The following is a 19,350-nucleotide window of genomic DNA, read 5'->3' on the forward strand; positions in this document are numbered from 1 at the left end:
ATGCGAGGCTTTGAGTGATTGTTTAAATTAGTTTAGGCTATCAAGCCGTTTTTGTAGTCTTTATCATTAGGGTAGTAGCGCTTGTCATAAGACATCGCGCTGATAGTAGATTCAAACAAAGCTTTTGATGACTTTTCAGTGATCAAGTAGGCATCTGCTTCGACCTCAGTCGCTTCAGTAATGTTAAAGACAGTATGAGTAACGCCGCCGATCACCAATGGCATCGTTGGGATGCGCGCTACTTCGATTTGATAACCATTAATCTGACCAACGATTTCAATCACATCGACGATGTTATTTTTCAGCTGCAGATGGATAACGTATGACTTGCCAGCGTCAATCTCAACCGGATAATCAAGCGTAAGTATCGTATTCGCTTGATCTTCGATTTGACCGCTGCATAACATCGGTACTGTCGAATCTACGACCGCAATTCTGTCTCTACGAGTTACCAAGTCAGCTTCGCCATACGCGGTAAATTCGATAGCTTTGCGGTTGTATTTCAGCTTATTCCATGCGCGGTGTGCCAAGAAATGCGCTTGAATATGATTGGTGACGCCTTGGCTATCGATGGTCTTATAATTCGTACGCAAGTCATCGGGTAATTTGATTATAGCTTCTGAGTAATTATCGTCCGGGTCTCGCCATTTGAACTCTACGCCCTCGTATTTATCTTGGATGCCAAATGACTCAGTGACCACCATGCTCTCTGGCGCAATATTGCGATGATTAAATAATGTTAAGCTGTTTTGCGTCTCTCGCTCGAAGCTGAAGAAGTGCTCTCCACCTTCGCGCCTAGCAGTACAAAAAACAGCTTCAGCAACAGCGAATATCATCTCTTGATAGCTGGCGTATTTGTCATCAAAGGTATAATTAAACTCACACGCTTTGGTAGTACCGAAGTAAGCCGCTATTGCAGTGCTCACTTCATACAGCCCAGCTATATCGACTTCGTTTGGCGTCATACGACCGATATACTCATCGAGCGCCATGGCTATAGAGATATCAGCAAAGTCGCTAGTAGGTACAAAGCCGCTTGTAGTATTGAGCTTGCGATGGATGATGGCGTTGAGCTCACTGGCATTGGTCCCAGAGCCGATAGCCATCCGGCGTAGGCGTGCTACGGTGTCATATTCATAAACCGACCGTTTTGTTGTGTAGTAGCTGTAAGCACTCTCAAAGATAACATCGTCTATAAGGCTGCCATCTTTGCCTTGGTAGTCCCGATTATCATTGGTACGTCTCGCTCTAAACCGAAACGGCCCTGCCACTAGTAGGTTTATTTTTATGGTTCTGCCAATAGGGTTTCTGTTATTCCCGGCGCCGTACATCGTTTCGTTATAAGTATAAACATCCCCTGTCGGCTCTCCATTAACTAACATTTGATATTCAATCTCAATATCTACTTGCTTGTCTAAGTCGTCTTGAGAGATACCGTTTTGCGCCAAAAAGTTTAATATAAAGCCGGTGCTATCTTTGTTGCCAGCGTAGTACCAGCCAATGAAATTGTTTTTTGAGCTGAGAAAAGTAACCTTTCTCTCCAAAAACTCATTCGCTTGCACGGCGGTAATATCGCTTATTTTATTCCAGTCACTATTCACAGTGGACGGATTTACGAAAGTCAGCTCGTTAGTGGTCACGCTAGCTATCGTATATTCGCCAGATAAGTCAATATTGTTACTACTTCCAGTCAGCACACCAGATGTAACTCCAACTGTATCGTTGGTTAGTAGATAGAAACTAGGGTTAACCTCTTTATAACCTACGCTCAGAGTAACTTCATATACGTATAGATCACTGCTTCCCGACTTAATGATTGAATCAACATCATACTCGCCCGCTAGGTTTAAGCTCTCACCACTGTTGCCGTCTACCAATAAAGAGTTTATGCGTATTTTCTTATACTGGTTTGAGTTTGATATATTGGCTCTACTTGCAATCGTCAAAATACCATCAGTTACGTTGACGTTTGTGTTGCCCGATACCGTTTTATCTTCTGCACTACCGAAAACCGCGTTTTTTACATTCACCTTTTCACCGGTATTAAACTCATCTACAAAGTCATTTGTAGAGAACAGTATTTTATTCGGGGGCTCAATACGCAGACCTCGGCGGGTGACGTAACCCTCGCCTGGTGATTTTAGGGTTTGCTTACCATCGATTGATGAGACTTGTTTGGTCACAAGCGGCAACTCATTAAACGCAGCGCCTATCTTGATTTGTGGATTTGGGTCGATGAGTGATTGATTTGGCTCGTAAATACTAATAGAGGCCCCTTCAATTGTATTTACTGGCGTCTCACCTTCTTTAATGTCATTCTCATCGATAGCAAACCAACCGGTGCCAAAATCGAGTAAGCACTCTTCGACTTGTATATTGTCTTTGTAGTATCGATAAACTGAGGATATAAGATCGGGCGTAGATTTGACCTTGCCATATATGTCGGGCACGCGCTCATTAACTCGGTGTTTGTTTTGGCGTTGGGCCAAGCTGTTGTTTGGAGAAGATTTAACATCTTGCGGCGTATTTACATCTGGCATATTTACATAGGTGTAGACAGCCGCGCCTACTGACAATACTGCAGCGATAATACCCCAAGTCGCAGGCTCAAGCCCGGCATGACAAAGTATTTGATACTCACCTATTACGTCTTTGAGTGCCCACGCTTCAGCTTTGGTTTTTGGCGTGATGTCGTTCTGCACGCATATCGTCTCTTTATAAAGCCGTGCTTGCGGATATTGCTCACGCGCTGACATCCACTCGGTCAATAAGCAATCGAAGTCATGATCAGTGAAGTCGCTAGCGTCAAGCTCATTATGAAAAATCTTTAACGTCATAGAAACTTACCTTTTTATATCGGCGTTTAATGCTGCGTAAGGTCTCAAACCGTGGGCCAGCTTCTGGCAGATGCAGCACCCTATCGCAGTAACACAAACCCACATGATGTTTATTGTCTAAAGTGAGCGCTAACATGATAGTGCCATCAGACGGTTTATCAACTGACTCTACTTGTCCCATCCCCGCCTTTGTCGGACGCAGCCCGGTGTTTAACGAACCAGTTAAACCCAAAAAGCATCGGCTAAAGTCATGATTGAATAAATGCTTGCCGGCATCTATTAAAAAATGGACGCAGTGATAATAATCACGGTCAAACTTAGCAGTTAGTAAAGGATCGATACTTTTCATAGCAGCGCCTTTAAATCTAAATAGTAATTGGGCGAGTAAGGCCGCCCCGTCTTAACGGTATTCTTATCCGGCGTCTTGGCGTCAAACGTAGCAGCTTGATGGTCACGGCTCATTTGCTCAACGAACAAACCCTTCATGATATCCATAGGCTTTTCTTTAGCGAACGACATACTAGCGACATCGTAGGCATATTCGCGGTAGATAACTTCAGGATATTCATCGGTGGCGGCTTCGCGCAGCTTCTTAATCAGTGGCGGTAGTATCTCACCTAAATCGCCAAGAGTAATACCGAGGTTTTGGTCAAGGTCATCGGACGTTTTACCTTTATTAATAAGCAATGGCGCAAAATCGAAACGGACTATCTCGCCAGTCTCTAACATGGCATCGACGCCATCTTCGTGGTTGGTGACAATGCGGATAGGCTCCGGCCACATGCTATGGCTAATCTCTAATGTCTCAAGAGGTGCGATACTAGGCGAGCTATCGAGATGGAAGTCTTTTATATCGTCTATTGTTAGTGCCATTACAGACTCCCAAGCGCTTCTGGCAAATCTTCGTTCACCAGTTTTTCGAGTAAGTTCAGCATTTTGCGCGGGTCACCGTCATTCCACAGCCCAATGATAGTTTCATCGAAATCCTTGCCAGTATGGTTTGGTTTTAAGCGCAGGCCAAACGATACGCTATAGACTTTACCGTCGCGCTCATTAACACGTAGCGAGCCTGCGACAAACTGACAGACGTAAGTGGTTATTTCGGTATCATCGACAATCAGGCGCCAAAGAAACGGGCGTGGGTTTGTTTGATGACTGCGCCAAAACGCCCAAAAGTATTGCTGCTTAATCTTTTCATCGAGCATGACTGACGCTGTGACAGTGTGCACATTATTCACAAACTGCACGCGCTGACGGGCGAACCCGCCCATTAGTTGTTGTTCTAGTAGATTGTTCGCTACTTCAGGCGTGTAACCGCGCTGCAACGGACACAATGCAAAGTTATTCATTAACGTTTTACCCTCGCAGTCGTGTGACGTTGTATTGATTTGCTTTCGAGTGAGTTGGCACGGCCAATGCGTCGAAATGATTTTTCAATCATCTTATCGACCATATCGATAGTGACCTCACCGTTCGGTTGGCGGCGGGCGCTGACCTCTGCGCTAGAATTGTTGTTGATGGTAATATTGCCTTGAGTGGCCCCTTTATTCATAAAGTTAGTAAAATCTTTATTCTGGTTAGGAGAGAGTACGCGCTCATCTCTTTGCAGTAAGTAAGTCGCTTCTTCAGGCACGTTGGTTAGACCGCCGTGGGCAATACCTGCTACCGATGGCGCGTTCATGCCCTGAATACTAGCAGCACTTGCGACTTGTATAGCCGACGCGGCTGCGGCTCCTGGGGCTGCGATATAAGGACCGACCAGCGGGATAGCAGAAAGTGAGTTGAAAGTATTAGAGTAGGTTTCCTCTACATTCATAAGCGCTTTATGCACGGCATATGCTTTCTCTGCAGCGAAGGCTAACTTATGCATTCTCGAGCTTTCACCAAAAAACACGGACGCCGCTTCGGTCATGCCAGCGAACAAACCCTGATAAATAGCGACACGCTGAGCGGCTTGCTGCTCTTCTAGCGTTTGGGTCCTTAAAGCAAACTCTTGCTCCATAGACCACATGGCGTCTAAGTGCTCTTGCTTGGCAACTTCTAGCAGCTCAAAACGTTCAAGCTCTGGCAATGCATATTCGCCGCGCTCATCGACAGCGTTGATTTCGCTTTGCCGGTTGGCATACTGATCATTAACTGAATTGAATGCCTCATCGTGGTCTTGACCTAGTCGCCAGCCTGCATAGTCCTTATCGCTCATGGTGCGCTGAGCCATAGCATCAAGACCAGTCCCCACTGAGTTGATACCGTTTGCGCGAGCGCTATTAGCGATAGACTGATAAAGCTTGTCTTGCGCGCGCGCCTTGGCTTGTGATGCAAACTTAAAGTTATCTAGGTCCTCTTGATAGGCTGCGTTTTGAACATCAATATACATTTGACGTACGCTATCATCTTGAATATTAGCCGCTTCGATTTCTTTGAGCGCTTTTTGATGTTTGGCATGGATGCGTTCTTCTTCGCTTTGGTACTTCTCCATAATAGATAGAGCAGCAGCATTCTTTTCTTTAGCGTAGCGCGCCTCTTCACGCGCCATATACTCGGTGCGTTCAGCAGACCCTTCAGCGTAGGCTTCCTCGATAGATTCGACACGGGCGATATGATCAAGCTCAATCTTCTCTTTATCGCTAGCATATTGATTGGCGATAGAAAGTTGAGCGCGTTCAATTGCTTCTTGCCGGCGCAGTGCTTCAGCTGCGAGTCTTTCTTGTTCGCGCTGTGCATCAGCAGCGGCTTTTTGTTGCATTGCAGCAGCTTTGCTATTAGCGGAATCTATAGAGTTGTTACCGGTGCTTGGACCTTTATCAAGGCCCATAATGCCGGGCATTTGGTGCAGCAGATCAATGGTGACGCCATCTTCAAAGGCGATAGTAGAGACATAACCGCCGCCTTTTTCGTCATGCCATGTTTTTACGTTTTTGACTGGTACAGTAGTTGTGATTGGTGTGTTCTTTGGTACGCCAAAGTCAGTACCGCGATGATATTTTGATGCGCCTTTGATGCCTGTGTTGCGAGGCCCGTAACCTGATGTTTTAGCATAGTCAGTTACATTCTTGCCGCCAACTTGGAACCTGGCTAAGTCAGCAGCACTGACAGCGCGGCTTTTGTCTCGATACTGTACGTGCAGGTGAGCGCTACCAACACCAGTGTCGCCGCTAATCCCGACCAGTCTTTCCTTAGCTTTGGTCAGCTTGTCTGCCGCTTTGGCTTGGGCCTCTATCGCTTTAGCGTTCTCATCAGCAGTCTTAGTGCTAATGATGTTGCTTTCCTTTAGTAGCTCCTGTTCGCGGCGCAGCCTTTCAAGTTCACTAGTAGCGCCATAATTCGCGCTAGTCGGAATGGATGCCGCGCCAGTATTTCTTATGGCTTCAGCGGCGCGCATGGCTTCATCATGGAATCGCTGGTTGGTTGACTCGCCAGATGCTGCAAACGACCTGCTACCTTCTTGTAGTGCTCTAACTTTTGCAAACAGACCATCAGCGTTAAGAAATGCCGTACCTGTTTGGCCAAGTACAAAGAACTGATCCATCAAGCCTTGAAAGCCAATAACCGCTAGATTGACAACAGAGCTAAATCCGATTATTGTTTTGGCCACACCGCTAATAACCACGCCGATACCACTAACACTACTTGCAAAGCCATCGCCTTGCTTAGCGCCTTCTGCAAAATAGCCAACCACAGAGTTCAAGGCTGGCGTAGTATAGGTAACTAATTGATTGGACATTCCTTGGAATTTGCGCTGAGTGTCTTCGACTTGTAACTTCAATAACCTTGATTGTTCGATAGCTTCTTTGGTTCTAATGACGCCTGCATCATTTAAAGCTCTTTCATACTCATTGATAGTTTGACCACCAGACTCCCAAACATTAGAAATATCACCGAGTCCAGACGCTAACGATTCCATTGTGAAGCGAGTGGTTTGAGCAGTAGAGTTCGCCTCTTCAAGCTTATCCTTTACCATCTGAATAGCAGTCGCTCCATCGACATTGGATAACGACACGCCAAAAGCTTCGACTTCCTCAGCGGTCATCTTGGTATTATTTTGTAGTAGTTCTAATGTATCGACTAGCCCGCCTGCACCGCTCGCAGCAAACTCACCAAGTTTTTCTTGGACGTCAGCCAAGATATCGCTTAAACCTTCGTTATCGACACCATACCTCTCAGTTGCAGCGGTAAGGACCTGAAACTGAGTCGTAGTGACATTCGCACGTTTGGCTAACATTTCAAGCTGCTGATCTGTATCAGCGACTTGAATAGCCATGCCAGTCAAAGCGACACCAATACCTACAGTTGAAGCGATAATGCTTGCAGCGCCGATCTTAGCCGCGCCCGCAATGCCGTTATCGCCAAACGCTTCTGTAATAGTGCCTAATCTATCGGTAAGCGAATCAATAGCGCTACCAATAGGAGTGCCACTAAGATCATCAATCATCTGATCTTTAAACTTACTGACCGACCTACCCATATTTCTGGTTCTTTCTTCAGTAGCTCGTTCAGCCGCGGTCAAACCGTCGGTAAAATCACTTAGGCGAACCGCCAAATCGAGTGTGAGCCTGCCTAGTGAAGTGGTAGCCATTATTAGTGCCTTATCTTGGATGATAAAAAACCCCAATCATTTACGATTGAGGTTTCTGTAATTAATTAGGTTATAACTTCTTTTAAAGTAATTATTATTTCATAGTTAAAATGCAGACCACTCTAAATCAGAAATATTAAATTTAAACTGCTCAGCGCCATGATCATAGAAATTCACTTCGACTATCAACTGCTTCGACTGACTTATCTTTTTTGCAAAACTGCTAATATTGTTTGCTAAGAACAATACTTCACTACTGCCAGCTTCGGCTTCGCTCGCCTCATAGTTTTGCACATCGGCATTATCAAACTTAACTGTTACAGAACAATCTCTGTAACTACAGAAGATCTGGCCTCTATCTGCGACAAACATTATATCGTCACCATTCTTATAGTCATTTCTCAATATTATATTGAGCTTTATGTCGTTACCGTAAGGAAAACCTAAATCTACTGTGTTCAATGATGCGTTTGTTGCGAAGTATGAACTCTCTCCTCGCATCTCATCTAATGATTCATCATAGACCCAATTGCTGGCTTTACTGGATTCAGCAGCTGATAGTTGTTTGTCAACCAAGGCATTATTATCTGTTACTTCGGAAGCGATTTGAGGTTGTGAATTAGTGTCTTGCGATGCAGACTGCGTTTCTTGTAATGGCGGCTGAGAACAACCTTTCATAAAAGCAATAAAAAGTAGAAAACCAAAAAAATACAGGACCCATTTTGTTGTTTTAGACATTGAACACCTGAAGATGAAATAGTATTCAAAATATAATATTACGAAACCATACAAATATCTAGCCTAGTCCTCAATCTGATCTTCAAAATTAACAACCACATCATCTTCATGCGGCATAAATGTCAGCGGCTCGACCCAGCCATCTGCTTTACGGTCTTTATTGATATCCATAGCAATCATATTACCAACAGCCTGCTCCACACGCCTGCCTATATTAAGACTGCCACGACGGTATCTATATTCAGCCCATTGTAAAATCTCTAATCGGGTCAAATTACTCTTAACTTCGTTAACACTATTGCCGCCGATGCCATTCATCGCTAGCTCATAAAGCAATTCAAGCTCGCCGGCGATTATTCCTTTTTGTTCTTCGCCGCCTGCTTCTCTACAGCCTTTTTTATATTATCGATGCCCCACACTTTATCGAAGATAGCGCTGCCCATTGCTTGCACAAAGTTATCTTCTACTTGCTTTTGGGTAAACAGCTGCTTACCGTCATCATCCACAAGCGCTTTACTAATCCATTCGAATGTCACATCTTCTTTATTATTCATACGCTTATGCAAATCATCAGTGACCGCAAAAGGTAATTGTTTAATACGAATATCTACTTCATACTCTTCGCCGTTATGATAAAAGCTCACCGTTTCGTCACGGATTTCTGATACCAAACTGCCCGCCTTTACATCTGACAGCAAGATCTTAGGTGCTTTTTTTTCTTCTATAGGCTTTTGGGTGGCCGCGGGCTGCGTAGCTTTTGGAGTCTTTGCCATCTTTATAATCCTAAAAATAAGTAAACCCCAATTAAGGGGTTTGGTTTGATAGTAATTAACTACTTATTGCTTTGCGCTTATGCAGTCGTTTTGTACGCCGTAATCGCTTTTGACTGGCGCTTCATAGAGATGGTATGACCCACCAAAGAATCAGGCTCAAAAGTTGGCGCGCTGTTCTTAAGTAGGGCTGTGAATGATGTCCAAGTGCGACCGTCAGGCAGCGTTACAGTGTCAGTTGCTAAAGTGGGTTCAACAGTGCCATCCGACCAACCTACAAACACTTCAACATATTCGCGATCATCTGCAAGCTGCAACAAAGTGATGTGCGTGGCATTCTTAGGATCGGTATTGATAGTGATTGATCCTTCACCTGGTGTATTCAGTCCATAAGTAGAGGTTGCTGAATCAGTCTCTTCGAGACAGGTATCGGTGATATCGGTAGGCGTGTCATCGCCCAAATTGATACCAGTGATACATATCATCTTGGTAATTTCAGTGGCGGTATCCGCGCCATGCTTAATCCATACTTGCGTGCCTTGCGTGAGTACGCCTTTTCTAACTTTAGCCATGATGCTAATCCTCTGTGGTTGAACGATCCGATATCCAATTGGCATCAAAGCCACGCCCGTATAGTCGAGCGTTGGAATCATATTGATTGATTGTTGGGTTTAATATCCATGCACGTGATTCTAATGCGTTTCGTATAGCGCCACGTAGCGCGCTTGCATACTTAGAGCTAGTGTCATAGACCATGATTTGGAATTGTACGTTGTCAAAATTAGCGGGTGCATCCAAGTGGTTCTCAGCTTGTCCGCTGATGATTTGCCAAACTACATAAGGCGCTTGAGTGCCCTCTGGTGCAACACCCTCCCAAACCTTGGCCTCTACGTCTATAAGCGCAGTCACGCCAATGTTTGCATTAAGCGCGCGGTAAATAGGCAAATCGCTCATAGTTTGGCAATCTCTTTATCAAGTTCAGCGCTATAAGCGCGGGTAAACTCCGCTTGTACAGCGTTGATATTATTATTCAGCGCAGGACGTAAGAAAGGATCTGCGTTATTAGTAGCGGACCCAAACTCTTTGAAGCGCCAGTACCAAGTGTCGCCGCCGGGGTTCTTTTTGCTGCCTTGGGTTTGATAGCTGCGACCAGCGCGGTTTGCTCTTCTGTTAGCACGGGTGTTAGCGTATTTTTTAGCGCCGCCTCTGACGCCGACTTTCATCGTTACGTTGTCAGAGGCTTTGGTTTTACCAGCTTTAACGACGATGTTCTTCCAAATCTTTTCAGGACTGTCTTTATCATCGATACGTTTGGCATTCTCACGCGCGGCTTTTTTGACGATGTTCATAGCTTTGCGACTAGCGCGATTGGCGGCGTTTTTGGCTTTGCGCTTATTGCCGAGCTGTCGTAATTTAGCTTGGACTTCATCGAGACCGGTTATATCGTTCGCCATGATCAATCCCTAAACTGCTCAACACCGCCATCAAGATTGAAGGTCATATACTCGACGCCAGTATCATTATCCGGCAAGCCTTGGCTATCAATCGCATAAGTACGGCCTTGCCATATCACGCGCATAGTCGTATTGATATTAAGGCCGGTACGGTAACGAACCATCATTCTGGCTGTTATCTCTGACTGAGCCGCTTGCGCAGTCAATAAATCTTTAGTTGATAACGGCGTGACTTTGGCATAAATCTTTCTATGATCAAGCCATTCTCCACTTAGTTGATGGCCATCCTCATCACGCCCGCCGCTAACATAACGCTGCACAGTAACTCTGTGACGTAACTCGCCTGCCTTGACTACCATAATTAATCCATATCCAAAAATTGTGAGCCCGTCTCATCATCTTCTTGATCGATGAGCTCCGACAGTATTTCGTCATTCTGCTCAATGAGTTGCATGATGAGCGCTTCGCGTTCACTTGCTTGCTGAATCAGTATCGTGTTTTGTTCGACTATCTTTGTCATTAGCGCCGCTAAGTCTTTGCAAGAGCAGCTTGGTTCTTCGCTTTGCTTCACTAGTTCTGTCTTTAATCCACTCACGTCTGGCCTCGCATCCTTTACAATTCATTATCTTGTCTTGTAGCTATAATCTTTTCGGTATCATAAACACCAACATTGAAGACACCATCTGAATCTAGATTGCCAATAAATGTAACAGTGACTTGATCAGGGGTGCCAACGCCCTGTTCTATTTTTATGCTGGTCTGACTAGGAAGTAACTCGTCACCCAAGTGTAGGCCGTAATAATTCTCACCATTTCTATTAGTGAATACTTTTGCTGTTAGTTTTTTCATATCAAACCCCCATTCGGCGGTACGGCTGTAGTACATGATAAGCACCCATCGGCACCTCAACCATTGATGAGTCACTGACTGACTCACGATGAGCGTACCAATGCGCGACGATCATCAATGTCGCTTGATCAATAGACGCATTATCGATAACACCATCGGGATCAGTGGATGGTACCGCTGATTCGTAGATAGTGCGGTCAAGGTACATCTGAATATGATCTCGAGCGGCAGCCACATAATTAAGCAATAAAGCGTCTTCGTCATCATGATCGATGCGGCATTGGAACTTTACCTGCTCAAGAGTCACCATCGTTAATCTGCCTTGTCTTCTTTAGTCTTGCTGTCAGTCTTTTTGGTTGTTTCCGGTTTTGCTACAGCCGGTTGAGGTGTGGCCAATTCAATTGCAGCACCTTTGGCGACTAGCGCCTTACCTTCTTTTTCAGTGACTGAGACTTCATCGTCTTTTTGTACGATGGTTCGGCCAATCATTATTCGCTTTAGTGTTTTGATTTTCATGATTATTACTCAGCCTTGTTTTTAGGCTCTTCTTCAGCCTTATTTTTGGGTTTTGGCGCCGCCTTAGTTTCTTTTTCAGCATCCGCCGCGGCTTTCTTTTTAGCTTCAGATGCTTCTTTATCTGCTTTAGCTTTGTCTTCAGCCGCTTTCTTTGCAGCTTCATCGGCTTCTTTATCTGCTTTAGCTTTGTCTTCAGCCGCTTTCTTTGCAGCTTCAGCGGCTTTGGGATCCTCAATCATTCCCATACGTACAAGCTCTTTTGCGTCTGAGTCATTCTTGACTTTGCGCGTATCGCCTTCGAAGTACTGACGATCGCCCCAGTGTTGCTTAGTAACTTTATATTCCATGACGTACTCCTTTTAGTAAGACAAAAACAGCTTTATAAACTGGCTTTGGCTTAATAAAAAGCCCCACCAATATGGCAGGGCTTTGCTAGTCGAGGTGTAATTTACACCAGCTACGGTGTAGTTTTTGCAGCGAGCGTGCCCGTAATAAACGCCTCTGGACGATAGACAGCCAGTGCCAAACGCTCTTCGCAAAGAATAGTGACTTTGTTTTTCACAAAATCATCTTCGTTCTGAGTGGCGACCGCGACAGACGATTGCTGACGATCAAACACTTGCGCTGCCATATCGAATGCGCCAGTCAAGAACTTACCGTTACCCATAGCTTGAGTAGCAACAACAGGTAGGCCCCACAGTGTTGGGCTTGCAGTCCCTTGCGGCTGACCGATGATATAACGACCTTCGTTATCTTTGGTCAGCTCAATCTTAGCCCAGTCAATTGGGTTTAATACGTGGCCACTTGCAGGGTATTCAGCGAGTACCGCTTGCAACATTGCCAAGCGCAGCTGATCCATGATGGTATAGTTCGCCAATGACGCAGGATCTGCAAATGCAGTGGCTTGCGGGATGATGCCTTTGAGGTTACCGGTCAAACCATCACCGTTGAGTAATTGACGATCTTCGACCAACTTCAAACCATACATAAGTCGCTGGCCGATGTATGACTCAAGCTGTGAGGCGTCATCTAAGATTTGTCGAGACGCTTTAATAAAGTGCGCCAACGTACGCACAGCCGCTGTTTCATCATCAAACTGCAAATCAGACTGACCTTTCAAATCACCTTCATTTGCTTGCGCTTTTGCATTATTAGTAAAGCCAGTTTCGCGCACATACTCAATGGAGTTGCTATCGGTCTTGCCTGGAGCGATGAGATCTCGAATGCGTAGCACTTGATTTGGCGGTGTGATGATACCCGCCATATGCTGCGGTGTAGTTAACGCGCCTGCAGAGCCGGGCGCGGCGGTTGTAGCGCTAGTAAGGTCAGCCTTAACTTGTAAGGTGGCGCGCCCACCAGTACGAGGGTTATCAACAAACGACTTGAACTGGTCGCTTTCGTATAGTTGACGGCCCAGTGACTTTTGCTGTTCTGGCTCATTATTGCCGCGGCGCGCCTGTTTCTGTTCAAGCTCTTCATAGCTGGCTTTCGCTTCATTCATGGCAGTCAATGCTTCGTCAACCTGACCTTTTAGGTCTTCAAGACCTTGTTCGCCATGACTCATTTTGCCTTTAAGCTCTTCGCCAAGGGCATTCACATTATCGGTCGCTTTTTTAAACTCAGCGGCGAGCTCTTTAACTTGATCTTCTGGTTTCATAACCAATCCTTATGCATTGATACTTTTTAAGATACTGAGCGCATCGCTCATATCGGTGTCAGCTGATTTGGTATCATCAGGCTCGCCCTGATTCAGTGAGCGCAAGCCGTGCCCAGCTATGGCAGTCGCTTGCGATTTGGAGAAGCCGCCAGCATCGCGCAGGAACTTCTCAAATTCGGATAGTGTGGGCAAATCGCCCTTTTCTAATTTAGATTTGATGTTATCGACAAGGCTTTCATCATTAGCAGGAAACGTCACGATACTGACTTCTTTTAAATCAATCGCTAGTAGCTCAAGCACCTCCTCATCTTCGTTGTATGACCACTTATTGACGCGGTAACCGATAGATAGGCCATCAATCGCGCCATGCTTCATGAGTGCATGAGCTTCGCGCGCCTTAGCCACATCTTTAACCAGCAATCGACCTTCGCCATACAAGCCTTTTTCATCTTCGACAAGCTTGGTCCATACGCCGATGACATCGCTACGGTTGTGCTGCCACAGGATAGGTGGCATCTTGCCTTTGTCAGCCCATGCTTTGATAGTGTCGGCATACGCGCCGGCTTTGACGACATCGCCGTAACTATCTTCGACATCGAATACGCTGCAATAGCCGCTGAATGTGCCATCATCATCGATAGCCTTTACATCAAAACTAATCTGTTTGGTCTTTAGTTTGCTCATCATTGCGTCCTAATAATTCAAGCGGTGTGAGGTTGAGCTGCACAGTTAATTGATCAGCCCCTTTGTACTCTGGCAGGTCTTCGAGCGCCCGCACATCATTGCGAGTCATGATGCCGTTTTGCACTAATGTACTGTAGAAGCTAGCGCGGCCTTGACTGTCTGCTCTGAGCAAGCCTTCGACTGAGAACTTAGGGCGGTATTTGATACGGTCAGCGGGTGACAAAAGCTTTCGCGCAATGGTCTGCTCGATGCGCACTAGCGTTGGTTGTAGCGAGTAAGTCAAATAACCTTGATTCATCTGCTCAAGGCTAGATGCCCATGACGATGCCTTATCTAAGTGGTAGATAAGCTGCGGCGGTGTCTTAAACGTTCGACAAATCTCCTCAACACCAAAGTTACGCGATTCGAGCAGCTGTGCATCAGCAGGATTAATGCGAATATGGGTAGCGCTTGCAGGCTCCATGCCAGACTCAAGCACCATAAACTTACCCGCGTTTTCAGGTAAGCTAAATGTTGCCAAGTTTTCACGTAAGCGCTCACGTTGCTCTTTATTGAGATTTTTTTCGCCGGTCTTTAAAAACCCGCCAGCCTTTAGATTATTTTTAAATTCAGCGCCTGCAGCATTGTTAGCGTCAATCTGAGCGCCGATAACATCCGACTGGTAGCGAATTGGAGACAAGCCAACTAAGCCATCAAGTGTGAAGCCTTTAATGTGTAAGATATCGTCTTCGTGATACTTGCCATCGTCGCTTCTTTTGTCATACTTGTACTCAATCTCGCCGGACTTGCTGCGGCGCACTGTCATGCACTCGGGATCCAAGATATCGAGTGCGATAACGTCTTTTTTTGCATTGCGATGAATAAGCGCGTAAGCATTGCCCCATAGGTCAAGACTAGCAATCATTGCCTCCCAAAACTCGCTAGCAGTCATATCAGCATTAGGTTGATCATGCAAAATGCGGTAAAGCGGATGATTAACAGCTATGTTTTTCTCGCTATCGCGCAGATGCAGCGGTAGTGATGCAATAGTCTCGCTACGCAAACGGACACACGCCCAAACTGTTGCCAGTCTAAGCGAGGTATCAGCACTAACTCGATTGCCTGACTCGGTGCTGTTGCCGTTAAAGGGCGGCGTTTCGCTGTCTTTATCTAACCGGTTAGTGCCTGAGCGCCATGCGCCGCGAAAGCGTGACCACCAGCCGACGTCATTTAATGTACTCATGCAATTATCGGGTCCTGTAAAAAGTCGTCTAAGCTGCCATCGTCATCGTTATGCACGATCGCGCGTGCCAGTGCCATAATTCCTGCCACCGGGCCATCAATTTTGTTTTCTGCTCGCTCTTTGTTTGGGTAGATATTGTCTTTGGCGTCGAGCTTGGCGACTACGTTTGACATCATCCACGTCATTATTGGACAGCCGCCATGTGCCCAGCGCTGTGATAATACAAGCGCCTCATTCTCTTTCATGGGCTCAGATATGTTTTGTACGGTGTGGCGTATCTCAACCATAGTCACGCCATCGTTTGATAAGTTTTGCGCTAGCTGGGCTGCCTGCCAAGGATCGTAAGCGACCTCACGCACGTCATGCGTTTTCATATCTTCAGCGATATCATCTTCAATCATTGAAAAATCAACGACCTCGCCATCCATGACGGTCAGCAGCCCTTCTTCATCCCATTCTTGGTACCGCTCACTATTGACCTCGCCTTCTTCATAAAGACGCGCTTCTGGAATGTAATACTTACCATGGACGTGATAATTAGGATCGCCGCCGTATGGAGGAAAGACCATTACTTTGGCAACCACATCAATCTTGGTTGCTAAATCAAGACCGATGTAGCACGGACGGCCCTGTAATTCTTCGAGCGATAATCGCTCTGGCGCTTGATTCCACTTGGACATATTCATCCAAGCAGTCTTAGCACCAACAAACTCATTGACGTGCTTTGTGCGAAAGGTGTTTTGTTTGCGTGCTGACTGCTGAGCATCGCGGCTTCGATTGGCCAAAAACTCACCGCCGACCGATATATCATAGTTTGGATTGGCTTTGCGTAGCGCGATGTCGCTGGTCCAGTCGTCTTCCTCATCCTTGGTATAGATCATCGCCCAAAGATCAGGCATATCCAGCACGCCTTCAAGCATCTTTTGCGCGTCACGTACTAATAGATAACAAGGACCACCGATACCGCTACCCGCTGTGGTGATAACAACCATCATCGGCTGCTCACGGCTACCCATGCCCGTTTCCATCGTGTCGTACAGGTCTGAGTCTTTATGCTCATGGTATTCATCGATAAGCGCGCATGATGGACTTGAACCATCGCCAGGCTTACCAATAATCGGTTCGAAACGGCTTCCGTCTAACGCTACGTTTAAATTTGACGCATTGGATTCAACGCCGTAGTGATCTTTGAGCGCTGGCGTTCGATCAACCATTTGCTTAGCAGGACGAAATACCTCCCACGCTTGCTTCTCAGTAGTGGCGCCGCTGTACACTTCTGCGCCAAACTCATCATCAGCAACAAACATATACAAGCCGATGCCGGCGGCAATGATTGACTTGCCATTCTTACGCGGTACAAAGATGATCATGCGTGTATAGCGGCGCAGTCCGTCTTTTTTCTTAACCCAGCCGAACGGGATGCAAATGCTAAAAAGCTGCCACGGCTCAAGCTTTATCTTTAGCTGTTTTTGCGCCCATTTGCCTTTGGTATGCGGCAACAACTGAATAAACTTAGCTATCTTTTCAGCTTTAGCAGGGTCAAACTTATACGGAAAATCCTTTGAACGGCTGGCTTTCTTGTCGTCTAAATGACGCTGACACGCAAGCTTTATCCACTTGCATGCGATGATTTTGCCCGCAACAACATCACGAGCGTACTTTTCAGCTTTCGCGACGTTAGTGTATTTGGTACGGGCCATTTCATAGTTTCTTGTCTTTTGTTGGACGTAAAAAAACCACTGTTAAGGTGGCGGTTACTTATGTGGATTATGCAAAGGTTTAGGCGGCGCTTTAGATGAGATGGGCGTCATGTTCAATTCAGGACGGTGCGGATTAATAGTGGGTGGTTCTGGCAACATAATTAAATACTGTATAAGTAGACCGCCAACAAATCCTGATAAAAATAACAGCGTCAAAATGACGGTATCACTAACATATATGCACATATCAAACCCTATAAATCAGCAAATGGATTGCCGCTGCCTTGCTCACCTTTTGGACCTATTAATCTTTGACGACTGCTAGGATCCAAACCAAGCAAACTACCAAACTGCACCATCTGCCGCTTGGCTTCATTGACTACTGTTACTGCTGGGTTTTTGATCACCGTTTTTTCGGTAGTAATAGTAATTCCGTTTAAAGTAATATCTTTTTCAGCTTCACGCCAGCGACAATACGCCATGCAAAACGACTCAACGTTATGCAGGTCTGGCACGGTCAAAACTTCATTGGCCAACAAGTCAGGCACGATGGTCTCCCACATACCGATAGCAATATCAGGCATCCACGCAGGCGCTTCAACTTTGGTCAGCTTAGTAAATTCAGGCTCGTTATTATTGAGCGCACGCTTGCCTGGATTACCCGCCAGCTGTTTTTGACGTGTCGGTTTTGGCTTGCGTCCTCGCCCAGGAACCGTTGCAATGCCACTCATAATAATCACCCGTTGTCTAGTATTTTTGCATTGACCTAAGTTTTTAATTTCGCGGTCGTAAAAATGTGTCTTAGGGGGCGGTCACGCGGGGCTTCCGGCTGAACAATTTTCCCACCCTCCCCCTTATACAACAATTATTAAGCGAAATCTAAGCAGTTAAGCGCTTTAATTCCTCATGTAACTCAGCGTTCAACTGGTCGATTTCTTCTTTTGTTTTTGCTGCTGCCGCAAGCACTGATGAGCCATTGCTAAGTGTGATTTGTATGCACCAGTAGTAACTGGAATTGTATTCATTAACTCGCTCAACAACAGAGGTTAAGACAATGTTATTAACGTTAATCAAAGACTTTCCAATCTTAATAAACTTAGCCATATCTATTACTCATTAGCTGTTTTGGTTCGGTGACACTTTTTACAGAGCGATTGTAGGTTTTCAAGCTCATCCGTACCGCCGTTGGCTTTATTTATTATGTGGTCAACGTCGGTGGCTGGCACGTATCGGCCTGAGCGCTTGCAAGCCATGCACAGATGACCATCACGATTAAGTACTTGCGTGCGAAGCTTGCGCCAAGCGTGTCCATATCCGCGGCTCGTTGTGCTACCGCTCCGGTCTGGCCGCTTGGTCCAGTTGCTGCGCTGGTCTGCATGGTCATCACAGTATCCTTTATCTTTACGCTTAACGAGGTTAGGACAGCGATACTGTCGGCATGGTGTTGATGGCATTACTTGCTTTCCTTGGCTTCGATAAGCCGAATGAAGTCTTTAGCTTCTGGGTTGCCGCGGTCAGCGCGGTCTTGTAGTAACTTGCGCTGATGGTCCTTGAGTACCTGTGTCTCAGCATTGTCGTAGCTGTCATAGAGTTCTTTGCTTGAGTACTCGTATCGCATGCCAGCAACTCCATGACCAAACGTTAGACATAAAAAAGCCCACGCTATTACTAACGTGGGTAAATCGATTAGGTATTATCACGTATTAAGTAATAGCTACTTTTTATGTGTTCCTTCTACACCACGACGCATACGCTCAATAGTTCTTTGTTGCAACCAGTGCTGCGCTTCTTCAATATGAGTCAATGCGCAGGCATTTTCTTTGCAGCGATATTCGCCATCTTGAAAACCGCGCAATCGATCCGCAACAATCTCAAGCAACACTTCATTTGTTAAGCCATTTACACCATGTTCGTTAATAGGACCGTTTTGAAAACGAACATCAACTAGCGTGCTATTGTCATGCGTTACTTGATAATGATGATTGGCATTGCCCTGCCCTTTTTCATCCATCGCTACCAATGATAATGTGTCATTAGTTGGGTTAATGATGTGACCTTTAATCTCTCTCATGATAATACCTACCAAACGTTAGACATAAAAAAGCCCACGCTATTTCTAACGTGGGTAAGGAAGATGTTTGGTACCGTCATCGATGACGGTACCACTTTGATTTGGCCCGTTGGGCAGGACTCGAACCTGCGACCTCATACATCAGTGTAATGCGCTCTACCTGCTGAGCTACCGTCGGGATAAGAAGTTCGTCAACACATCATGATGATTACACGCCACATGCAACGTGCATCAATCAGTGAAGACTTCGATTTGTTTGCGGGGCCATCCGCTGGCTAG

27 protein-coding genes and 1 tRNA gene are annotated in these 19,350 nt (G+C 45.8%); all 28 read right to left on the reverse strand.

Annotated elements, in window-relative coordinates; translation table 11 throughout:
- Nucleotides 1-32: 32 nt before the first annotated feature.
- The 28 genes from ACS8E3_RS07600 to ACS8E3_RS07735 all read right to left on the reverse strand — a co-directional run bounded on the left by ACS8E3_RS07600 (nucleotide 33) and on the right by ACS8E3_RS07735 (nucleotide 19,249).
- Nucleotides 33-2,837 (reverse strand): host specificity factor TipJ family phage tail protein, encoded by a 2,805-nt coding sequence (locus ACS8E3_RS07600; RefSeq protein WP_439242870.1) that lies wholly within the window; start codon nucleotides 2,835-2,837, stop codon nucleotides 33-35.
- A complete protein-coding gene (locus ACS8E3_RS07605; protein WP_439242872.1) occupies nucleotides 2,815-3,186 on the reverse strand; it encodes a hypothetical protein in 372 nt (123 codons plus the stop codon). Before ACS8E3_RS07605 ends, ACS8E3_RS07600 begins: the two co-directional genes overlap by 23 nt.
- Nucleotides 3,183-3,710 carry a DUF1833 family protein gene (locus tag ACS8E3_RS07610; RefSeq protein ID WP_439242874.1) on the reverse strand — a complete coding sequence of 176 codons (528 nt, stop codon included), beginning with the start codon at nucleotides 3,708-3,710 and terminating at the stop codon, nucleotides 3,183-3,185. The genes ACS8E3_RS07605 and ACS8E3_RS07610 overlap by 4 nt, the downstream gene beginning before the upstream one ends.
- Nucleotides 3,710-4,186 carry a hypothetical protein gene (locus ACS8E3_RS07615; RefSeq protein WP_439242876.1) on the reverse strand — a complete coding sequence of 159 codons (477 nt, stop codon included), beginning with the start codon at nucleotides 4,184-4,186 and terminating at the stop codon, nucleotides 3,710-3,712. Before ACS8E3_RS07615 ends, ACS8E3_RS07610 begins: the two co-directional genes overlap by 1 nt.
- Nucleotides 4,186-7,410: a phage tail tape measure protein gene (locus ACS8E3_RS07620; RefSeq protein ID WP_439242878.1), complete on the reverse strand. Its 3,225-nt coding sequence runs from the start codon at nucleotides 7,408-7,410 to the stop codon at nucleotides 4,186-4,188. The genes ACS8E3_RS07615 and ACS8E3_RS07620 overlap by 1 nt, the downstream gene beginning before the upstream one ends.
- Nucleotides 7,411-7,515: 105 nt before the next feature.
- Nucleotides 7,516-8,148, reverse strand: a complete 633-nt coding sequence (locus ACS8E3_RS07625) for a hypothetical protein (RefSeq protein WP_439242880.1) — start codon at nucleotides 8,146-8,148, stop codon at nucleotides 7,516-7,518.
- Nucleotides 8,149-8,211: 63 nt separating this feature from the next.
- On the reverse strand, nucleotides 8,212-8,466 hold the full coding sequence (locus ACS8E3_RS07630) for a hypothetical protein (RefSeq protein WP_439242882.1): 255 nt from the start codon (nucleotides 8,464-8,466) through the stop codon (nucleotides 8,212-8,214).
- A 35-nt stretch (nucleotides 8,467-8,501) separates the two neighbouring features.
- Nucleotides 8,502-8,921: a phage tail assembly chaperone family protein, TAC gene (locus tag ACS8E3_RS07635; protein ID WP_439242884.1), complete on the reverse strand. Its 420-nt coding sequence runs from the start codon at nucleotides 8,919-8,921 to the stop codon at nucleotides 8,502-8,504.
- A 77-nt stretch (nucleotides 8,922-8,998) separates the two neighbouring features.
- Nucleotides 8,999-9,490 (reverse strand): phage tail tube protein, encoded by a 492-nt coding sequence (locus ACS8E3_RS07640; protein WP_439242886.1) that lies wholly within the window; start codon nucleotides 9,488-9,490, stop codon nucleotides 8,999-9,001.
- Between the two features lie 4 nt (nucleotides 9,491-9,494).
- Nucleotides 9,495-9,872 (reverse strand): DUF3168 domain-containing protein, encoded by a 378-nt coding sequence (locus tag ACS8E3_RS07645; RefSeq protein ID WP_439242888.1) that lies wholly within the window; start codon nucleotides 9,870-9,872, stop codon nucleotides 9,495-9,497.
- Nucleotides 9,869-10,372 carry an HK97-gp10 family putative phage morphogenesis protein gene (locus ACS8E3_RS07650; RefSeq protein WP_439242890.1) on the reverse strand — a complete coding sequence of 168 codons (504 nt, stop codon included), beginning with the start codon at nucleotides 10,370-10,372 and terminating at the stop codon, nucleotides 9,869-9,871. The genes ACS8E3_RS07645 and ACS8E3_RS07650 overlap by 4 nt, the downstream gene beginning before the upstream one ends.
- A gap of 2 nt (nucleotides 10,373-10,374) precedes the next feature.
- The gene (locus tag ACS8E3_RS07655) at nucleotides 10,375-10,731 is read right to left on the reverse strand and encodes a phage head closure protein (RefSeq protein ID WP_439242892.1); all 357 of its coding nucleotides are present in this window, start codon (nucleotides 10,729-10,731) and stop codon (nucleotides 10,375-10,377) included.
- A gap of 2 nt (nucleotides 10,732-10,733) precedes the next feature.
- A complete protein-coding gene (locus ACS8E3_RS07660) occupies nucleotides 10,734-10,967 on the reverse strand; it encodes a hypothetical protein (protein ID WP_439242894.1) in 234 nt (77 codons plus the stop codon).
- A 17-nt stretch (nucleotides 10,968-10,984) separates the two neighbouring features.
- Complete coding sequence (locus ACS8E3_RS07665; protein WP_439242896.1) at nucleotides 10,985-11,221, reverse strand: hypothetical protein; 237 nt, start codon at nucleotides 11,219-11,221, stop codon at nucleotides 10,985-10,987.
- A gap of 1 nt (nucleotide 11,222) precedes the next feature.
- Nucleotides 11,223-11,531 (reverse strand): head-tail connector protein, encoded by a 309-nt coding sequence (locus tag ACS8E3_RS07670; protein WP_439242898.1) that lies wholly within the window; start codon nucleotides 11,529-11,531, stop codon nucleotides 11,223-11,225.
- A gap of 2 nt (nucleotides 11,532-11,533) precedes the next feature.
- Nucleotides 11,534-11,710: a hypothetical protein gene (locus ACS8E3_RS07675; RefSeq protein ID WP_439242900.1), complete on the reverse strand. Its 177-nt coding sequence runs from the start codon at nucleotides 11,708-11,710 to the stop codon at nucleotides 11,534-11,536.
- Nucleotides 11,711-11,742: 32 nt separating this feature from the next.
- A complete protein-coding gene (locus tag ACS8E3_RS07680; RefSeq protein WP_439242902.1) occupies nucleotides 11,743-12,084 on the reverse strand; it encodes a hypothetical protein in 342 nt (113 codons plus the stop codon).
- A gap of 110 nt (nucleotides 12,085-12,194) precedes the next feature.
- The gene (locus tag ACS8E3_RS07685) at nucleotides 12,195-13,394 is read right to left on the reverse strand and encodes a phage major capsid protein (protein WP_439242904.1); all 1,200 of its coding nucleotides are present in this window, start codon (nucleotides 13,392-13,394) and stop codon (nucleotides 12,195-12,197) included.
- Between the two features lie 9 nt (nucleotides 13,395-13,403).
- Nucleotides 13,404-14,078, reverse strand: a complete 675-nt coding sequence (locus ACS8E3_RS07690) for an HK97 family phage prohead protease (RefSeq protein ID WP_439242906.1) — start codon at nucleotides 14,076-14,078, stop codon at nucleotides 13,404-13,406.
- On the reverse strand, nucleotides 14,050-15,300 hold the full coding sequence (locus ACS8E3_RS07695; protein ID WP_439242908.1) for a phage portal protein: 1,251 nt from the start codon (nucleotides 15,298-15,300) through the stop codon (nucleotides 14,050-14,052). The genes ACS8E3_RS07690 and ACS8E3_RS07695 overlap by 29 nt, the downstream gene beginning before the upstream one ends.
- Complete coding sequence (locus ACS8E3_RS07700) at nucleotides 15,297-17,000, reverse strand: terminase large subunit (protein ID WP_439242910.1); 1,704 nt, start codon at nucleotides 16,998-17,000, stop codon at nucleotides 15,297-15,299. The genes ACS8E3_RS07695 and ACS8E3_RS07700 overlap by 4 nt, the downstream gene beginning before the upstream one ends.
- A gap of 54 nt (nucleotides 17,001-17,054) precedes the next feature.
- Nucleotides 17,055-17,246, reverse strand: coding sequence for a hypothetical protein (locus ACS8E3_RS07705; protein ID WP_439242912.1), 192 nt, complete (start codon nucleotides 17,244-17,246; stop codon nucleotides 17,055-17,057).
- 8 nt (nucleotides 17,247-17,254) lie between these two features.
- Nucleotides 17,255-17,731: a phage terminase small subunit P27 family gene (locus tag ACS8E3_RS07710; RefSeq protein ID WP_207988527.1), complete on the reverse strand. Its 477-nt coding sequence runs from the start codon at nucleotides 17,729-17,731 to the stop codon at nucleotides 17,255-17,257.
- Nucleotides 17,732-17,879: 148 nt separating this feature from the next.
- On the reverse strand, nucleotides 17,880-18,104 hold the full coding sequence (locus ACS8E3_RS07715; protein ID WP_439242914.1) for a hypothetical protein: 225 nt from the start codon (nucleotides 18,102-18,104) through the stop codon (nucleotides 17,880-17,882).
- 5 nt (nucleotides 18,105-18,109) lie between these two features.
- Nucleotides 18,110-18,454 (reverse strand): HNH endonuclease, encoded by a 345-nt coding sequence (locus ACS8E3_RS07720; protein ID WP_439242916.1) that lies wholly within the window; start codon nucleotides 18,452-18,454, stop codon nucleotides 18,110-18,112.
- On the reverse strand, nucleotides 18,454-18,618 hold the full coding sequence (locus ACS8E3_RS07725; protein ID WP_439242918.1) for a hypothetical protein: 165 nt from the start codon (nucleotides 18,616-18,618) through the stop codon (nucleotides 18,454-18,456). The genes ACS8E3_RS07720 and ACS8E3_RS07725 overlap by 1 nt, the downstream gene beginning before the upstream one ends.
- 96 nt (nucleotides 18,619-18,714) lie before the next feature.
- On the reverse strand, nucleotides 18,715-19,071 hold the full coding sequence (locus ACS8E3_RS07730; protein ID WP_439242920.1) for a hypothetical protein: 357 nt from the start codon (nucleotides 19,069-19,071) through the stop codon (nucleotides 18,715-18,717).
- Nucleotides 19,072-19,173: 102 nt separating this feature from the next.
- A tRNA-OTHER gene (locus tag ACS8E3_RS07735) sits at nucleotides 19,174-19,249 on the reverse strand.
- Between the last annotated feature and the right edge of the window lie 101 nt (nucleotides 19,250-19,350).

The organism is Psychrobacter sp. 2Y5 (assembly GCF_051847375.1).
Lineage (GTDB): Bacteria > Pseudomonadota > Gammaproteobacteria > Pseudomonadales > Moraxellaceae > Psychrobacter.

What these genes read in the sequence shown, in the direction of transcription:
- ACS8E3_RS07655 (WP_439242892.1), bottom strand. Translation starts at nt 10,731, where the DNA reads ATGGTAGTCAAGGCAGGCGAGTTACGTCACAGAGTTACTGTGCAGCGT.
- ACS8E3_RS07675 (WP_439242900.1), bottom strand. Translation starts at nt 11,710, where the DNA reads ATGATTGGCCGAACCATCGTACAAAAAGACGATGAAGTCTCAGTCACT.
- ACS8E3_RS07710 (WP_207988527.1), bottom strand. Translation starts at nt 17,731, where the DNA reads ATGAGTGGCATTGCAACGGTTCCTGGGCGAGGACGCAAGCCAAAACCG.
- ACS8E3_RS07730 (WP_439242920.1), bottom strand. Translation starts at nt 19,071, where the DNA reads ATGAGAGAGATTAAAGGTCACATCATTAACCCAACTAATGACACATTA.
- ACS8E3_RS07635 (WP_439242884.1), bottom strand. Translation starts at nt 8,921, where the DNA reads ATGGCAAAGACTCCAAAAGCTACGCAGCCCGCGGCCACCCAAAAGCCT.
- ACS8E3_RS07665 (WP_439242896.1), bottom strand. Translation starts at nt 11,221, where the DNA reads ATGAAAAAACTAACAGCAAAAGTATTCACTAATAGAAATGGTGAGAAT.
- ACS8E3_RS07640 (WP_439242886.1), bottom strand. Translation starts at nt 9,490, where the DNA reads ATGGCTAAAGTTAGAAAAGGCGTACTCACGCAAGGCACGCAAGTATGG.
- ACS8E3_RS07610 (WP_439242874.1), bottom strand. Translation starts at nt 3,710, where the DNA reads ATGGCACTAACAATAGACGATATAAAAGACTTCCATCTCGATAGCTCG.
- ACS8E3_RS07715 (WP_439242914.1), bottom strand. Translation starts at nt 18,104, where the DNA reads ATGGCTAAGTTTATTAAGATTGGAAAGTCTTTGATTAACGTTAATAAC.
- ACS8E3_RS07720 (WP_439242916.1), bottom strand. Translation starts at nt 18,454, where the DNA reads ATGCCATCAACACCATGCCGACAGTATCGCTGTCCTAACCTCGTTAAG.
- ACS8E3_RS07700 (WP_439242910.1), bottom strand. Translation starts at nt 17,000, where the DNA reads ATGGCCCGTACCAAATACACTAACGTCGCGAAAGCTGAAAAGTACGCT.
- ACS8E3_RS07685 (WP_439242904.1), bottom strand. Translation starts at nt 13,394, where the DNA reads ATGAAACCAGAAGATCAAGTTAAAGAGCTCGCCGCTGAGTTTAAAAAA.
- ACS8E3_RS07630 (WP_439242882.1), bottom strand. Translation starts at nt 8,466, where the DNA reads ATGAATGGCATCGGCGGCAATAGTGTTAACGAAGTTAAGAGTAATTTG.
- ACS8E3_RS07645 (WP_439242888.1), bottom strand. Translation starts at nt 9,872, where the DNA reads ATGAGCGATTTGCCTATTTACCGCGCGCTTAATGCAAACATTGGCGTG.
- ACS8E3_RS07625 (WP_439242880.1), bottom strand. Translation starts at nt 8,148, where the DNA reads ATGTCTAAAACAACAAAATGGGTCCTGTATTTTTTTGGTTTTCTACTT.
- ACS8E3_RS07695 (WP_439242908.1), bottom strand. Translation starts at nt 15,300, where the DNA reads ATGAGTACATTAAATGACGTCGGCTGGTGGTCACGCTTTCGCGGCGCA.
- ACS8E3_RS07620 (WP_439242878.1), bottom strand. Translation starts at nt 7,410, where the DNA reads ATGGCTACCACTTCACTAGGCAGGCTCACACTCGATTTGGCGGTTCGC.
- ACS8E3_RS07725 (WP_439242918.1), bottom strand. Translation starts at nt 18,618, where the DNA reads ATGCGATACGAGTACTCAAGCAAAGAACTCTATGACAGCTACGACAAT.
- ACS8E3_RS07650 (WP_439242890.1), bottom strand. Translation starts at nt 10,372, where the DNA reads ATGGCGAACGATATAACCGGTCTCGATGAAGTCCAAGCTAAATTACGA.
- ACS8E3_RS07670 (WP_439242898.1), bottom strand. Translation starts at nt 11,531, where the DNA reads ATGGTGACTCTTGAGCAGGTAAAGTTCCAATGCCGCATCGATCATGAT.
- ACS8E3_RS07615 (WP_439242876.1), bottom strand. Translation starts at nt 4,186, where the DNA reads ATGAATAACTTTGCATTGTGTCCGTTGCAGCGCGGTTACACGCCTGAA.
- ACS8E3_RS07690 (WP_439242906.1), bottom strand. Translation starts at nt 14,078, where the DNA reads ATGAGCAAACTAAAGACCAAACAGATTAGTTTTGATGTAAAGGCTATC.
- ACS8E3_RS07705 (WP_439242912.1), bottom strand. Translation starts at nt 17,246, where the DNA reads ATGTGCATATATGTTAGTGATACCGTCATTTTGACGCTGTTATTTTTA.
- ACS8E3_RS07600 (WP_439242870.1), bottom strand. Translation starts at nt 2,837, where the DNA reads ATGACGTTAAAGATTTTTCATAATGAGCTTGACGCTAGCGACTTCACT.
- ACS8E3_RS07605 (WP_439242872.1), bottom strand. Translation starts at nt 3,186, where the DNA reads ATGAAAAGTATCGATCCTTTACTAACTGCTAAGTTTGACCGTGATTAT.
- ACS8E3_RS07680 (WP_439242902.1), bottom strand. Translation starts at nt 12,084, where the DNA reads ATGGAATATAAAGTTACTAAGCAACACTGGGGCGATCGTCAGTACTTC.